The sequence below is a fragment of the Microvirga subterranea genome (genome assembly GCF_003350535.1).
GTDB classification, from domain to species: domain Bacteria; phylum Pseudomonadota; class Alphaproteobacteria; order Rhizobiales; family Beijerinckiaceae; genus Microvirga; species Microvirga subterranea.
Genome location: NZ_QQBB01000006.1, coordinates 163362 through 177864, shown reverse-complemented (window position 1 = coordinate 177864; position 14503 = coordinate 163362). Strand labels below are relative to the sequence as shown.

At 65.4% G+C, this 14503-nt stretch carries 13 protein-coding genes; 2 read left to right on the top strand and 11 right to left on the bottom strand.

Features of this window, described 5'->3' with window-relative positions; translation table 11 throughout:
- Positions 1-73 precede the first annotated feature (73 nt).
- From DES45_RS26110 to DES45_RS16305, 4 genes are all read right to left on the bottom strand, one after another.
- On the bottom strand, positions 74-1780 hold the full coding sequence (locus DES45_RS26110; RefSeq protein WP_210210230.1) for a calcium-binding protein: 1707 nt from the start codon (positions 1778-1780) through the stop codon (positions 74-76).
- A 135-nt stretch (positions 1781-1915) separates the two neighbouring features.
- The gene (groL, locus tag DES45_RS16315) at positions 1916-3556 is read right to left on the bottom strand and encodes a chaperonin GroEL (RefSeq protein ID WP_114771084.1); all 1641 of its coding nucleotides are present in this window, start codon (positions 3554-3556) and stop codon (positions 1916-1918) included.
- 58 nt (positions 3557-3614) lie between these two features.
- Positions 3615-3905, bottom strand: a complete 291-nt coding sequence (gene groES, locus DES45_RS16310) for a co-chaperone GroES (RefSeq protein ID WP_114771083.1) — start codon at positions 3903-3905, stop codon at positions 3615-3617.
- 161 nt (positions 3906-4066) lie between these two features.
- Positions 4067-4912, bottom strand: a complete 846-nt coding sequence (locus DES45_RS16305; protein WP_114771082.1) for a DMT family transporter — start codon at positions 4910-4912, stop codon at positions 4067-4069.
- 219 nt (positions 4913-5131) lie between these two features.
- Between DES45_RS16305 and DES45_RS16300 the strand changes: the two genes are divergently transcribed.
- Positions 5132-5941: a L,D-transpeptidase gene (locus DES45_RS16300; RefSeq protein ID WP_245571750.1), complete on the top strand. Its 810-nt coding sequence runs from the start codon at positions 5132-5134 to the stop codon at positions 5939-5941.
- A gap of 401 nt (positions 5942-6342) precedes the next feature.
- Positions 6343-6675 carry a DMT family transporter gene (locus DES45_RS16295; RefSeq protein ID WP_114771081.1) on the top strand — a complete coding sequence of 111 codons (333 nt, stop codon included), beginning with the start codon at positions 6343-6345 and terminating at the stop codon, positions 6673-6675.
- Between the two features lie 59 nt (positions 6676-6734).
- On the opposite strand, the gene DES45_RS16290 is transcribed toward DES45_RS16295, so the two are convergent.
- The 7 genes from DES45_RS16290 to DES45_RS16260 all read right to left on the bottom strand — a co-directional run bounded on the left by DES45_RS16290 (position 6735) and on the right by DES45_RS16260 (position 14422).
- On the bottom strand, positions 6735-7460 hold the full coding sequence (locus DES45_RS16290; RefSeq protein ID WP_114771080.1) for a DUF2076 domain-containing protein: 726 nt from the start codon (positions 7458-7460) through the stop codon (positions 6735-6737).
- Positions 7461-7517: 57 nt separating this feature from the next.
- Positions 7518-8108 carry an NUDIX hydrolase gene (locus tag DES45_RS16285; RefSeq protein WP_114771079.1) on the bottom strand — a complete coding sequence of 197 codons (591 nt, stop codon included), beginning with the start codon at positions 8106-8108 and terminating at the stop codon, positions 7518-7520.
- Positions 8109-8205: 97 nt separating this feature from the next.
- Positions 8206-9723, bottom strand: a complete 1518-nt coding sequence (locus DES45_RS16280; protein WP_114771078.1) for a chromosome partitioning protein ParA — start codon at positions 9721-9723, stop codon at positions 8206-8208.
- 102 nt (positions 9724-9825) lie between these two features.
- On the bottom strand, positions 9826-11184 hold the full coding sequence (gene glcF, locus DES45_RS16275; RefSeq protein ID WP_114771077.1) for a glycolate oxidase subunit GlcF: 1359 nt from the start codon (positions 11182-11184) through the stop codon (positions 9826-9828).
- 4 nt (positions 11185-11188) lie between these two features.
- Positions 11189-11806 carry a DUF2585 domain-containing protein gene (locus DES45_RS16270; protein ID WP_425374291.1) on the bottom strand — a complete coding sequence of 206 codons (618 nt, stop codon included), beginning with the start codon at positions 11804-11806 and terminating at the stop codon, positions 11189-11191.
- A 1-nt stretch (position 11807) separates the two neighbouring features.
- Positions 11808-12992 carry a glycolate oxidase subunit GlcE gene (gene glcE, locus DES45_RS16265; protein ID WP_114771075.1) on the bottom strand — a complete coding sequence of 395 codons (1185 nt, stop codon included), beginning with the start codon at positions 12990-12992 and terminating at the stop codon, positions 11808-11810.
- Entirely contained in the window at positions 12989-14422 is a 1434-nt protein-coding gene (locus DES45_RS16260; protein ID WP_114771074.1) for an FAD-linked oxidase C-terminal domain-containing protein, read from the bottom strand. Before DES45_RS16260 ends, glcE begins: the two co-directional genes overlap by 4 nt.
- Between the last annotated feature and the right edge of the window lie 81 nt (positions 14423-14503).

The window sequence follows — 14503 nt, the reverse complement described above, 5'->3', positions numbered from 1 at the left end:
CCGGAGGAGACTCCGGGGCTTCTTCTTTGCGGCGCGGTTGCAGGACGGACCCTGCCCGCTGTGCTCGGGATCGTCAGAGAACGAAAAAATCGTCCGCCGTGAGATGCGTGCCGGCCTTCACCTTGGCGAAGACAACCGCCGCGTGGGCCGTGCCCGAACCGTCCGCGTCGTAGGACAGCGCGCCGGTCTTGGCGTTGAACACAATCCGGTCGTCCGCATCCAGGGCCTTCGCGCCGATGCGGAACGCATCCTTCGAGAGCACGCCCTTCTGCAGCTTGCCGAACACCGCCTTCGAGAGCTGGATCGTGTCGTCCGCGCCCGAGAAGTCGGTGAGCCGGTCCACGTTCATCTTGAGCTTGGTGCTGAACACGAACACGTCCGAACCCTCACCGCCGCTGAGCCTGTCGTTGCCGAGCCCGCCGTTGAGCAGGTCGTTACCCGCCCCGCCCACGAGCACGTCGGCCTTCTTGCCGCCCTTGAGGGTGAGCGGAGTGGCGGCCATCTCGACGGTAGTGGGCGCCACGAGGGGGACCTGCGGCTCTGGCGTTTCCGGATTGATCGGAAGCGAGTGGATTGGCGGCTCGGTTGAGACGGGCGTCGAGGGAGCGCTGGTCGGCAGCGTGTACAGACGGTCGCTGAAGATCGCAAACTCGACCTCGGTAAGCTGATCGACTCCGTCGCCTCCAGTCGCACGATTGTCGCTGATGATGATCAGACCACCTCGCCCCGTAGTGATCGTGTAGTCGGAGAAACGGCCGGAGAACATGGCAATGTCGGTCCCATCACCACCAGTGAGGGTGTCGTTTCCGGTGCCGCCGTTCAGGAGATCGTTTCCGCCCTGACTGTCGAGCATGTCGGCGCCGCCGGCACCTGTGAAGACATTGGCGACATCATTTCCGGTGAAATGATCGCCTAAGTGACCGCCAGTCAGGTTCTCGATATTGAGGATGGTGTCCCAACTTGCAGCGCTCGTCTGCTGTCGTTCCGTTATCCTCAAATCGACAGTCGCTGCCGCAACATAACGAAGCGTATCGATGCCGGCGCCACCGTCGACGTAATTGATGCTTGAGCCCATCGAGAACGCTTCCGAGCCATCTCCTCCGTAGGCGATGTCATTTCCCGAGAGGAAGATCACTTCGCCGTTAATGGTTCCGCCACGCCCATCATAGACGTTGCTGGAGGGGCCGCGAGGCATGATCCATCCGCCGCTGCCAAAATGGACATCCCCTTCAATCCGCCCTGAATTCGTCAGGACTGTTGAACCGTAGAAGAGACCGATGACAGCCGCAGAATTGCCCTTGATAAGTCCCGTGTTGTTGATCACGAGAGTGTCGTCCGGCCCATCACTGCCCTCGAACCAAATGCCATAGTCGCCCGTGATCTTGCCGAAATTCGTGATCACGCTGCGCGCGCCTTCGACCACAACGCCGACAGACGCGCTCGAAATACTGCCAGCGTTCGTGAGGACGTTCGGTCTGCCGTTCTGATAGTCCTCGTGCAGATAGATTCCGGCCTCGAGGCCACGCACAATACCCGTGCTCGCCACATTGATAGTGCCGTGAGTCATGATCGCGTGGTCGAATTCGCTATGAACCAGTCCGTCGATCAGGAGGGTGGTTCCGAGTGCACCCGAGAGCGCTGGTGCGCTGATACCATACGCTTCGATGCTTGCTCCGGCCGCTAGCACGACTGTGTCGTTGTTTGCCAGTCTTAGGGCAGGCGTATTGGGATCCCTCGCCGGAGGCAGCGGCCTCGAAGGGTCGATCACATAGACAGTCATGGGCGGCCTTCCACAGGAGCGAGCGGGAGGCACAATATGTTATTATGTTTCAAAAAACAAGGCTAAAGTCTTATAAAACAAAAGCCCCGGAGTTTCCTCCGGGGCTTCTTTGACTTAACCGCTGTGCGGATGGGATTAGAAGTCCATGCCGCCCATTCCGCCGCCGCCCGGCATTGCCGGAGCGGATTCCTTGCGCGGCAGCTCGGCGACCATGGCTTCGGTCGTGACGAGCAGGCCGGCCACGGAAGCGGCGTCCTGGAGGGCCGTGCGGACGACCTTCGCCGGGTCGACGATGCCGGCCTGGAGCATGTCCACGAACTCTTCCGTCTGGGCGTTGAAGCCGAAGGTGTCGGACTTCGTGTTGTCGTTGATCTTGCCGACCACGATCGAGCCTTCCACGCCGGCGTTCTCGGCGATCTGGCGGATCGGGGCCTCAAGGGCGCGCAGCACGATGTTGACGCCGGCCTTCACGTCCGGGTTGTCGGTGGAGAGCTTGGCGACCGCAGCCTTGGCGCGCAGCAGTGCCGTGCCGCCGCCGGGGACGATGCCTTCCTCGACCGCCGCGCGGGTGGCGTTCAGGGCGTCGTCGACGCGGTCCTTCTTCTCCTTGACCTCGACCTCGGTCGCGCCGCCGACGCGGATGACGGCCACGCCGCCAGCCAGCTTGGCGAGACGCTCCTGGAGCTTCTCACGGTCGTAGTCCGAGGTGGTCTCCTCGATCTGCGCCTTGATCTGGCCCACGCGAGCCTCGATGTCGGCCTTCTGGCCGGCGCCGTCGATGATCGTGGTGTTCTCCTTCTCGATGCGGACGCGCTTGGCGCGGCCCAGCATGTTGAGGGTCACGTTCTCGAGCTTGATGCCGAGGTCCTCGGAGATCGTCTGACCGGCGGTCAGGACCGCGATGTCCTCGAGCATGGCCTTGCGGCGGTCGCCGAAGCCCGGAGCCTTCACGGCGGCGATCTTCAGGCCGCCGCGGAGCTTGTTGACCACGAGGGTGGCCAGAGCCTCGCCTTCCACGTCCTCGGCGATGATGAGGAGCGGCTTGCCGGTCTGCACCACGGCTTCGAGGATCGGCAGCATCGCCTGGAGCGACGACAGCTTCTTCTCGTGGATGAGGATGTAGGGATCCTCGAGCTCGGCCACCATCTTCTCGGCGTTGGTGATGAAGTACGGCGAGAGATAGCCGCGGTCGAACTGCATGCCCTCGACCACGTCGAGCTCGGTCTCGGCGGTCTTGGCCTCCTCGACGGTGATGACGCCCTCGTTGCCGACCTTCTGCATCGCGTGAGCGATCATCTCACCGATGTCCTTGTCGCCGTTGGCCGAAATCGTGCCGACCTGGGCGACCTCGTCGGACGAGGCGACCTTCTTGGCGCGGGCCTGGATGTCCTTGACGGCCTCGGCGGTGGCGAGGTCGATGCCGCGCTTGAGGTCCATCGGGTTCATGCCGGCCGCAACCGCCTTGGCGCCCTCACGGACGATGGCCTGGGCCAGAACCGTGGCGGTCGTGGTGCCGTCGCCGGCGATGTCGTTGGTCTTCGAGGCGACCTCGCGGACCATCTGGGCGCCCATGTTCTCGAACTTGTCGGCGAGCTCGATCTCCTTGGCGACGGTGACGCCGTCCTTGGTGATCCGGGGAGCCCCGAAGCTCTTCTCGATCACGACGTTGCGGCCCTTCGGGCCCAGCGTGACCTTCACGGCATCGGCGAGGATGTCGACGCCCTTGAGCATCTTGTCGCGAGCGTCGGAGGAGAATTTTACGTCCTTGGCAGCCATGGGCTATGCCTCCAGTTGACTTGGAAAAGGAATTTTTTTGCGGGAGCCGTGCGCGGAATTATGCAGCGATCACGCCCATGATGTCGGATTCCTTCATGATCAGGAGATCCTCGCCATCGATGCGGACTTCCGTGCCGGACCACTTGCCGAACAGCACGCGGTCGCCGGCCTTCACGTCGAGGGCCGCAACCTTGCCGTTCTCATCGCGGGCGCCAGGGCCGACGGCGACGACTTCGCCCTCTTGCGGCTTTTCCTTGGCGGTGTCGGGGATGATGATGCCGCCCTTCGTCTTCTCTTCCGCATCAATACGGCGGACGACGACGCGGTCGTGCAGCGGACGGAACTTCATGGAACTTCCTCTTATGCCTGTTGGCGCAGCCCCCAGTGGCCGCGTCTTTCTTTGCTGTTAGCACTGTCTCGGGACGAGTGCCAACGCTGGCCGCGAGATAAGGATGTCGCAGGACCGAGTCAAGACACCCCCTCCCATAGAGTTAAGGCGCTTTCCCGACGTCAGCGCCGCGAGGTGAGCGCCGCCGCCGTCACGATGAGGATGCCGCCGCCGAGCGTCGCCCAGGTGGGGATCTCGTGGAACACCCCGTAGCCGATGGCGGCGGCCCAGATCAGGGCCGTGTATTCGAGCGGCGCGAGGCGGGCCGCCTCCGCCTTGGCATAGGCGGTCGCCATGAGGATGTGACCGATGACCCCGAGCACCCCCATGGTCATGAACCAGGGCAGATGAGCGCTGTCGATGGGCTGCCAGAACAAGAGCCCGAAGGGCAGGACCAGCAGTGCCGGACCGATGTTCTGGAAGAACACGATGTGGATGAACTTGTCGCGCTGCGCTCGCTGGCGCAGGAGCACGAGGCTGAACGCGTAGGTGACCGCCGAGAGCAGCGCCGCCCCGACGCCCGACCAGGAGCGTGCCGCGGAGGCCTCCCCCGTCTGGCCCAGGACCACCACGAGGGTACCGATGAAACCGACCGCGATCGCCGCCACGATGCGCCCGTCCACCTTCTCGCGCAGCATGAGCATGCCGAACAGGGCGATGAACATGGGCGACAGGAACGACAGGACGAGGGTTTCGGCGAGCGGGAGCTGCCCCAGCGCATAGAAGAAGCTCACCGCCGTCACGACGGCGGCGACCGAGCGCAGGAGGTTCGCCACCACGGTCTCGCGGCTAGGCCAGCCGGGCCGCATCACCGCCACGACACCGGTCGCCACGATCGTCCCGCAGAGAAAGCGGAGGGAGGCGACCTGGAAGGTCGGGTAATACGCGGACATCCCCTTGATGACCGCGTCCATGACGGACAGGACCGCGATGCCCGCGGCAGCCCGCAGGGCGGGACCGAAATACATGATGTCTCGACGTGTGAGGGCAAATTCCAGGAATGCGGCCGTCGCCGGCCTGCAGGACAGGGCTCTTACAGCACTTTCACAAGTGCGGCATCATCTGTTTTCCCGTGATGGACAGGAAAGCCGCACTTGAGATTCATTGCCTGATTTTGCATGACCTTGGCGGAAACAATCGCCACGCTTTCCGTTAACCTCCAAATTCACGCATGAGAGGATGCTTCGATGCGCGCTTGGCTTCCCTGCTCCGTCTTCCTTCTGGCCGTGTCCCTTCCGGCGGTGGGCTACGCCCAGCCGATGCGCGGCTATCCGCAAGCGGCCCCCAGAGATGCCTATGGCAACCTGCTCGTGGTGCCGGGTTACGACTATCCCTACGCCCAGGCGCAGGACGGCTACCTCAACCAGGATTACCCGTTCGTGTCGCGCCCGTCGTCGCGGGCCCGCAGCGCCTATCAGGCCGCGCCCGTCGATCCGATGACCGGCTACCCCTACGAGACGCGCGCGAGCCGGCGCTCCGGCACCGCGATGGCGGCCCTGCCGGAGGAATACGGCGCTGATTCCGGTTACGACAACAGCATCGATTACGCGATCGCGCCGCAGTTCCAGCGCCAGATCGTGGCCTATCGGGGCAACGAGCGGCCCGGCACGATCATCGTCGATACGCCCAACAAGTTCCTCTATCTGGTCCAGGGCGACGGACGCGCCATCCGCTACGGCATCGGCGTGGGCCGTCCCGGTTTCGAATGGGCCGGCCGCAAGACGGTGAGCATGAAGCGCGAGTGGCCCGACTGGCGTCCGCCGGCCGAGATGATCCGTCGCCGCCCCGACCTGCCGCGGCACATGGAAGGCGGCCCGGACAACCCGCTCGGCGCCCGCGCGCTCTATCTCGGCTCGTCCCTCTACCGCATCCACGGCACCAACGAGCCGCACACGATTGGCCAGGCCGTGTCCTCCGGCTGCATCCGCATGCTCAACAAGGACGTGATCGACCTCTACAGCCGCGTCCGCGTCGGCACCCCGGTCATCGTGATCTGATCCCCGCCATCATGAACCGCCCTCCTGGCTGCGTCGTCAGGAGGGCGGTTCGCGTTTTTGACTCGGGACATCGCCCGCATCGGTTGCCGGCGGAGCCCCTTTGCGCCGTTCACGCCTCGTTCCGATCATGAGCAGCATTTCGGATATTATTACATCGTTTTCGGATCAAAGTCCGAACGAAACGCAAATAATCGATGAACATTCATGTCAATTGTTGAAGTATATCAAAAACAACTACCTATTCATAGAGGGCAATAACTGCAGCTTCGTTGGTGAAATATTTTAACAAATTTACCTATATGAACATGTAGGTATAGGCAATACCTGTCAGGCCTACCCCAACCCTCCGAAACAGGACACTGGTTGACGCCGCCGAGCCCCCCTGCATTCTCCTCCGGTCCATCATGAACTACGCCTATCTGCTCGCCGCCATCCTGTGCGAAGTGATTGCGACCTCCGCCCTGAAGGCTGCGGAGGGGTTCACGCGGCTCGGCCCGTCTCTCGTCGTGGTCATCGGCTATGGGCTCGCCTTCTACTGCCTGTCCCTCACCCTGAGGACGATCCCGGTCGGGATCGCCTACGCCCTCTGGTCCGGGATCGGCATCGTGCTGATCGCTCTGGCCGGCTGGATCCTCTACCGCCAGCCGCTCGATATGCCCGCCGTCATCGGCATGGCGCTGATCGTGGCGGGCGTCCTCGTGATCAACCTGTTCTCCCGCACGGCCGGCCGCTGACCATAAAAAAGCGCCCGCCACCAGCGGGCGCTCGTCGGGATACGCAAAGGGACTGCGGGTCAGGTCCAGTCGCCGCCGTCCCCGCCATCGCCGCCGAAATCGGCGTAATCGTCATGGCCGCCTCCGCCCTGCCCCTGCGGGTCCTCGTAGAGCGAGTCGGTGATGCCTGCGAAGCCGGTATCCGGGTTCTGGTCGCCCGCCCCCATGTCGGCGAGCGCGGACTTGTCGCCACCGGCCTCGGGACCGCCGCCGAACGCATGGGACAGGGCGTTGGCGATCATCATGCCGCCGGCAACGCCGGCCGCCGTCGTGAGCGCCCCCTGCAGGAAGCCGCCGCCACGGGGCTGCATACCGCCCCAGGGTCCGGGCGCGCCGCCCATCATGCCGCCCTGCGGCCCGCCGTAACCCGGCTGTCCGCCATAGGGCTGCTGCGTCGGGTGCGGCTGGGGAGCCCCCCAGGGCGAGACCTGGCCGGGGGGATGCCGATAGGTCGGCTCCTGCGGACGCGAGCCGCCGCCGAAGATGCTGGACAGGAAGCCACCGCCCTGCTGCGGCTGACGCCGCGCCTGCTCGATCTCGGCGCGCAGATGCTCGTTCTCGGCCTGAAGGTTGGCGAGGGCCTGCTCCTGGACGAAGACCGTCTGGGCCATGGCATAGGGCGCATAGGGCTGCTGGCGCAGCTTCTCGGCGATGAAGCGCTCGGCTTCCGGATCGCGCGGCTGGTTCGCCACTTGTTCGAGGCGGCGGAAGATGTCGGAGATGACCTGGCGCTCCTGGTCGTTCATGGCGAGCCTCCTTCAAAGCTGCGATTTCCGGACATGTAAGAACGACCACAAACTTTGTCAGGGGGAGGAATGCCGAATAAGGCGACGCTCGTCCAGATGGCGCAGGGCCCGGGGCATGATGGCCGCAAGAGCCGAAACGTCGTGCCACGCGGCCTTCTCCACCTCGGCGAGGTCGGGGCGAAGGCCCGCGCTCTCGTCGGCGCGGACCACGTAGCGGATGTCGTGATGCCAGTGCTCGGGCTCGCCCCTCTCCGGACGCGCCGGGATGACATGGCTGTCGATGTCAATGGGTAGGTTCGTCTCCGCATGCCAGGAATCAAGGCTCAGGCCCTGAAGCCCCGTCTCCTCGACCGCTTCCCTGAGGGCGGAATCCGTCAGCTCCTCGGGCGCCTCGTAATGGCCGCCGGGCTGGAGCCAGCGCGCCAGCGCGCGGTGACTGATGAGGAGCGTCCGGCGCCCCGCGCGGTCGAGGACGATCGCCGACGTGGTGACGTGTCCCGGAAAGGTGCGGCGGGAATGGATGTCGCTCCCCTCGGCGATCTGGCGGCGCAACACTTCGTGCACGTCCACAGGGACCGCGAAGTGCTCGGCATATCGGTCGAGGACGGTTTGAACATGCTGGCGGAAGGCGGCTGGATCGAAGCACATGACGATCTGCTCGGGGACAGGGCAGCACCGACTATGGCCCTTCGCACCTCCGCCTCAAGAAGAAGCCCCGCTACGGCGGGGCTTTCCAGTGGATTATTTATTCGGCGTCCGGGGATTTCAGAGGCCGTACGTTCGTCTCGATCTCGTCCTCCTCGTCGAAGAGGGTCGGCTCTTCCTCCGGCGTGTCGAGGCGGGTCTTCTTGCGCAGGGCCACGTATTTCTTCTGGATCTTGATCCGGCTCTCGCGCGCGATCTCCAGGGCGCCCTGGATCAGGGAGCGTTCGGCCTTCTCGTTCTGCAGCTCCTCGGTGAGGCGGCGGTTCGCAGATTCCAGGGTGCTCCGTTCCTGGTCGAAGCGCTTGGTGAGCTGGTCGATGCGCTCGGTCAGGCTCGCCACCTTGTTGTCCGAGCTCTCGATCTGGAAGTCCTTGGCGGCGATGGCCTTGCCCAGCATCTCGACGCGCTCCTGCAGCTCGATGCGCGAGCGCTGGAGCTCGTTGACCATGCCCACCTGGCGCTCGACCTCCTGCTGGGTCGCCTCCAGGCGGCGCTCCAGGGTGTTCTTCTCGATCGTGGTCTCTTTCAGGTTCCGCTCGACGCCGCGCAGGGCCTCGTTCTTGTCGCGCAGCTGATCGCGGGTATGGGCCAGGATCTTGTCGGTCGCTCCGAGGCGGGAATTGAGCCCCTCGATCTTCATGTCGAGCGCCGAAAGATCGGTCTGGTGCGCGGAGCGCTCGGAGTCGAGCTGGGTCTCCAGGCGCTGGCGCAGGACCTGCTCGGCCATGAGCTTGGTTTCGAGCTCCGAGGCGCGCTGGCGGGTGGCCTCGAGCTGGGTCTCAAGCTCGCTGTAGCGGTTGGACAGGCTGGTGAGGCGGTAGTTCTGCTCCTCGGCGACCTTCTGGAGCCGTTTGACCTCGTGATCGAGCAGGCCGTTCCGCTCGCGGGTCTCGATCAGCTCGCGCTCGGCGCGGGCGACCGTCTGGTCGGCTTCCTGGGCTTCGAGGCGCAGGGCCTGGTTCTCTTCCGTGATGTTGCGGGCGCGCTCGGTCTCGATGGACAGCTGGTTCTCGAGGTCGGCGACGATCGCCTCCTTGTCCTTCACATTGAGGCGAAGGTCCTCGATGAAGGAATCCTGCTCGCGCACCTTTCCTTCGGCCTTGCGCAGCTGGGAGACAGTGGCCGAAAGGTCGTCGGCCATGCGGGCCTGGGCGGCGGACAGATCGGCCAGCTCCCGGCGCAGCGCCACCGTGGTCTCGCTCTCCTGCTTGAGCACCGCCTCGGTTTCGAGCAGGCGGGACTGGAGCTGGGGATAGTTGCGGATGAGGTCGTAGACCGGCTCGCTGAGCAGGGTGAAGTCGTCCTTGAGGCTGCGGATCTCCTCCAGGCGGTCGATCAGGTTGGCGAACCGGACCCGGATCAGCTCGTTCTTCTGGCCGACCGAGTCGAGCGCCCCGTCGGGCCGCAGGAGAGGCGGCTCGGCCTTGGCCGGCGCGTGATCCTGCTGCGGAGCCTGCATGGTCGTGACGACGAGCACCGGCTCGGAAGGCGAATCCTGAACGTCCCCCTGCGGCTTCTTGCCGAAGCGCCCCCTGAAAGACGACCAACCCGATGCCATGACACCGTCCCCTTTACGGTACGAAATTCATACTCCGGGGATGTTTTAGCCGAGAGTGCGCAGGAGTGGAAATAGAATTTCGTTGCGCATCAGTGTCACAGGCTATTCGGCCGCCGCGCGGGCGGGCTTGTGGGCGAGCTTTGCGGCGAATCCGGCCGCTTCCAGGACCTCCGGCATCGGGCCTCCGGTCGCCCAGTCGAGAAGCTCGACCGTGTGGACGATGGGGATGTCCGTGCCTTTGCCGATCTGGGTGATGCAGCCGATGTTGCCGGTGGCGATCAGGTCCGGCTTGGTACGCTCGATATTGGCGACCTTCCGGGCCCGGAGCTGGCCGGCGATCTCGGGCTGGAGCAGGTTGTAGGTGCCGGCCGAGCCGCAGCAGATATGGCCTTCCGGCACGTCCTTCACGGTGAAGCCCGCCTGCTTGAGGAGCGTCTTGGGCTCCGTGCGGATCTGCTGGCCGTGCTGCATGGAGCAGGCCGAGTGATAGGCCACGACGAGATCCGTCCTGCTCCCGGGTGCCATCAGCTTGAGGCCGGTCACGTACTCCGTGATGTCCTTGGTGATCTCGGACACCCGGGCAGCCTTCTCGGCATAGGCCGGATCGTCCCGGAACATGAAGCCGTAATCCTTGATGGTCGTGCCGCAGCCCGAGGCCGTGATGATGATGGCGTCGAGCCCCTCCCCGTCCATCTCGGCGATCCAGACGTCGATGTTGCGCTTGGCGAAGGCATGGCTGTCGTCGTCCCGCCCCATGTGATGGACGAGGGCGCCGCAGCACCCCTCCCCCTTCGGCTGGATCACCTCTATGCCGTGCCGGTTCAGGAGGCGGATCGCCGCCTCGTTGAAGCCAGGCTTGAGCACTGGCTGGGCGCAGCCGGACAGGATCGCAACGCGCCCCCGCCGGGCGCCCTCCGCCGGAAACGCACCGGGCCGGTCGAAGGGCGACCGGGCCGGGGCGCGAGCCGGCGCGAGATCGATCATCGCCTTCAGGCGCGTTCCCACGAACGGCACCATGCCCACGAGGCCCTTGATGGGCTTGGCCAGGATCGCGGCGCCCATGGCGGCCCGGAAGCGGTTGGGATAGGGCAGAACATGCGCCAGCACGGAGCGCAGGAGCCGGTCGTGCCAGGGGCGGGTATAGGTGGCCTCGATATAGGCGCGGGCGTGGTCGACGAGGTGCATGTAATGCACCCCCGACGGGCAGGTGGTCATGCAGGACAGGCACGACAGGCAGCGGTCGATGTGCTTCACCACCTCCGGGGTGGCGGGCTTTCCGCCCTCCAGCATGTCCTTCATCAGGTAGATGCGCCCGCGCGGCGAGTCGAGCTCGTCGCCGAGGAACAGGTAGGTAGGACAGGTGGCCGTGCAGAAGCCGCAATGGACGCAGGTCCGGAGGATCTTCTCCGAACTCGCCATTGCGGGGTCTTTCAGCTGATCGGGAGTGAAGTTCGTCTGCATGTCCTTAGCCCCCCGCTTGCCACTGGTTGATGGCCTCAACGGGATAGATCAGCATGATGATGTTGAGGATGAGGTTGTCACGGATCCAGTATCCGACGACCAGCTCCATGAGCAGCGCCGCGACCGCCGTCAGCCAGACGGGCCAGATGCGGGCAAGCCAGAAGCCCAAGGCCATGGCGCCGATGTCCATGACCGAGTTGATGACACTGTCGCCGTAATAGTCGAGAGCGATATTCGTCGCACGGTAGCGGTCGATGACGGCGTTCGTGTTCTCGGCGATCTCCCAGGCGTACTCGACACCGAGCGCCAGGAGGAACGCCACGCCCAGCGGCAGCGGCCTTCCCCGCACGAGGCCGATGAGCCAGGTGCCGGCATAGAACAGGAAGCCATGGATGACGTGGGAGGGGGTGTACCAGTCCGTCAGGTGCTGGGAATTGCCTGAATCCCTGACAGTTCCGTGCCAGAGCTCGATCGTGCCGCATTTGCAGATCGGCGTCCGTCCCATGGCCAGGAGGATCAGCGCGGTCACCACGACCAGCCCAAGGGCAAGGCCCGCATAGAGCATCGTATGGCGGCCCTGCGGCTCGCCCGTCGGGCTCTTGAGAACGGCTGCACCCGTCATCCTAGAGGCCCGCATACATGCGGCCCGGATTGAGGATCCCGGCCGGATCGAAGGACGCCTTGATGCCCCGCGTGAGGGCCATCACCGGATCGGCCTGCGGCTCGAAGACGTCGACCTGCGCCCTGATCTCGGCGGGTGCCCGCACCAGGGTCGCGTGCCCGCCGAAAGCCAGGGTGGCGCTGCGGATCGCGGACGCTCCCGCGTCACCGTTCACCGAGGTCGAGATCCACACGAGGCCGCCGCCCCAGTCGTAGAACCACTGGGCGTCGATCGCCCGCGCCACGTGGGCCGCGAGGTCCGGCCCGCGGGTGGGCGCGGTGGAGACGCGCCAGATCGCCCGCTCGCCGTTGCCGGACAGCACCGCCGCATCGCGCACCGACTGCCAGAGCGCGTCCGCGCCCCGTCCTTCCAGGATGTCGGCGGCCTCGAAGCCCGGCAGGAGCCGGCGCAGCTCGTTGAGGCGGTAATCGACCGAGAGCCTGAAGCCTTCGAGCCTGATCAGGGTGCGGGCGCCCTGGCGGTCCGGGCTCGGCAGATGCGCGGCGCCGGTGATGTCGAAGGGCGAGCCCAGCGCCTGGGACAGCGCCTCGATGGCGGCGCGGTCGTCGAGCCCGCGCATGAGGAGCGTCGACATGCGCTCGGGCTTCGGCAGCACCTTGAAAGTCACCTCGGTCAGGAAGCCGAGGGTGCCCCAGGATCCGGACATGAGCTTGACGAGGTCGAGGCCGGTCACGTTCTTCATCACCCGGCCGCCGGACTTGATCGCCTCTCCCCGTCCGTTGACGAAGCGCACGCCGATGAGGCTGTCCCGGGCCGCTCCCGCCATGATGCGGCGGGGGCCGGAGATGTTCATCGCCGCCACCGCCCCGATGGTCGGCTCTCCCCTTGAGCCGAGGAGCGGGCGGTAATCCATCGGCTCGAAAGGCAGCTCCTGCCCCTTCTCGGCGAGCGTGCGCACCACCTCCGACACCGGAGTGCCGCTGCGGGCGGAGATCACGAGTTCAGCGGGTTCGTAGAGCGTGACGCCGGAGAGCGCCGCGGAGGAGATCGAGGCGTCGGTCTGGTTCGGCCGCCCCATGGCGGCCTTGGTGCCGTTTCCGGAAAGGCTGAGAAGGGTTCCCTTGGCGGCGGCATCAAGGATGATCGAGGAGGCGTCCTGCTCGTCGCGGGGGGTCAGGAGCGTCACGCGGCGAGCCTCCCGTCGAGCGGGAACACCTTGGCCGGGTTGAGCAGCCAGCCTGGATCGAACACGCCGCGCACCCGCATCTGCTGGGCGAGGTCGGCCTCGTTGAATTGGCAGGTCATGAGATCGCGCTTCTCGATGCCGACGCCGTGCTCGCCGGTGAGGCATCCGCCCACCTCGACGCAGAGCCTGAGGATGTCCTCGCCGGCCTTTTCGGCCTTTTCCATCTCGCCGGGCACGTTGGTGTTGAACATGACGAGCGGGTGGAGGTTGCCGTCGCCCGCATGGAACACGTTGGCGACCCCGAGGCCGTAGGACTTCACGATCTCGTCGATGCGCTTGAGCACGTAAGGCAGTTGCCCGGTCGGGATCGTGCCGTCCATGCAGATGTAGTCGGCCACGCGGCCCGTGGCCCCGAAGGCGGACTTGCGGCCCTTCCAGATCGCCGTGCTCTCCGCCTCGGACTGCGACACCTTGAGGGTCTTCGGCCGGAATGGTTCCGCAATGGCGACGATGCGGCGGAGCATGTCGTCGATCTCCTGGTCGGAGCCCTCGACCTCCACGATCAGCATGGCCTCCACATCGAGCGGATAGCCCGCATGCGCGAAGGCCTCGCAGATCTGGATCGCCGGCTTGTCCATGTACTCGAGGGCGACCGGGATGATCCCGGCCCCGATGATGGCGGCCACGCAGGCGCCCGCATCCTCCACCCGCTCGAAGCCGAAGAGCGCGGGCCGCGCTCCTTCGGCCGCACGCAGGATGCGCACCACGGCCTCGGTGACGATGCCGAGCTGCCCTTCCGAGCCGCAGATCAGGCCGAGGAGGTCGTAGCCGCCACTGTCGAGATGGTCGCCACCGAGCTGGACTACGGTGCCGTCGAGAAGCACCAGGGTCACGCCCAGCAGGTTGTTGGTGGTCACCCCGTATTTCAGGCAATGGGCCCCGCCGGAATTCATGGCGATGTTGCCAGCGATGGTGCAGGCGAGCTGGCTCGACGGGTCGGGCGCGTAGAAGAAGCCCTCGTAGGACACTGCCTGGCTGATGCCAAGGTTGGTGATGCCGGCCTCCACATGGGCGGTGCGGTTGGCGAAATTCACGTCGAGGACCCGGTTCATCTTGGAGACGCCGAGCACGATGGCGTCCGCTTGAGGGATCGCGCCGCCGCAGAGCGAGGTTCCGGCTCCGCGCGGCACCACCTTCACGCCGTTCTGGTGGCAGAAGCGCATGATGGCCGACACCTCCTGGGTGGAGGACGGCAGGACCACCGCGAGCGGCATCTGCCGATAGGCGGTGAGCCCGTCGGTCTCGAAGGCCCGGCGCTCGTCCTCGGTCACGATCAGGGCCTCGGGCGCGACGAGCCGCTGAAGTCCGGCGACGATCTCGGCCCGTCGGGCCAGAACGGCCTCGTCGGGCTTCGGAAACGCGATCGACATGGCACCTCTCCCTGGTGAACGCGAGGCAGCTTGGGGCGCATGGCCGCCCTCTCAAGAAGGTAGCTGCTCTTGGGGGATTTT

Excerpts from the sequence above, each read along its gene's own strand:
- DES45_RS26110 (WP_210210230.1), bottom strand. The coding sequence starts at position 1,780 with ATGACTGTCTATGTGATCGACCCTTCGAGGCCGCTGCCTCCGGCGAGG.
- groL (WP_114771084.1), bottom strand. The coding sequence starts at position 3,556 with ATGGCTGCCAAGGACGTAAAATTCTCCTCCGACGCTCGCGACAAGATG.
- groES (WP_114771083.1), bottom strand. The coding sequence starts at position 3,905 with ATGAAGTTCCGTCCGCTGCACGACCGCGTCGTCGTCCGCCGTATTGAT.
- DES45_RS16305 (WP_114771082.1), bottom strand. The coding sequence starts at position 4,912 with ATGTATTTCGGTCCCGCCCTGCGGGCTGCCGCGGGCATCGCGGTCCTG.
- DES45_RS16300 (WP_245571750.1), top strand. The coding sequence starts at position 5,132 with ATGCGCGCTTGGCTTCCCTGCTCCGTCTTCCTTCTGGCCGTGTCCCTT.
- DES45_RS16290 (WP_114771080.1), bottom strand. The coding sequence starts at position 7,460 with ATGAACGACCAGGAGCGCCAGGTCATCTCCGACATCTTCCGCCGCCTC.
- DES45_RS16285 (WP_114771079.1), bottom strand. The coding sequence starts at position 8,108 with ATGTGCTTCGATCCAGCCGCCTTCCGCCAGCATGTTCAAACCGTCCTC.
- DES45_RS16280 (WP_114771078.1), bottom strand. The coding sequence starts at position 9,723 with ATGGCATCGGGTTGGTCGTCTTTCAGGGGGCGCTTCGGCAAGAAGCCG.
- glcF (WP_114771077.1), bottom strand. The coding sequence starts at position 11,184 with ATGCAGACGAACTTCACTCCCGATCAGCTGAAAGACCCCGCAATGGCG.
- DES45_RS16270 (WP_425374291.1), bottom strand. The coding sequence starts at position 11,806 with ATGACGGGTGCAGCCGTTCTCAAGAGCCCGACGGGCGAGCCGCAGGGC.
- DES45_RS16260 (WP_114771074.1), bottom strand. The coding sequence starts at position 14,422 with ATGTCGATCGCGTTTCCGAAGCCCGACGAGGCCGTTCTGGCCCGACGG.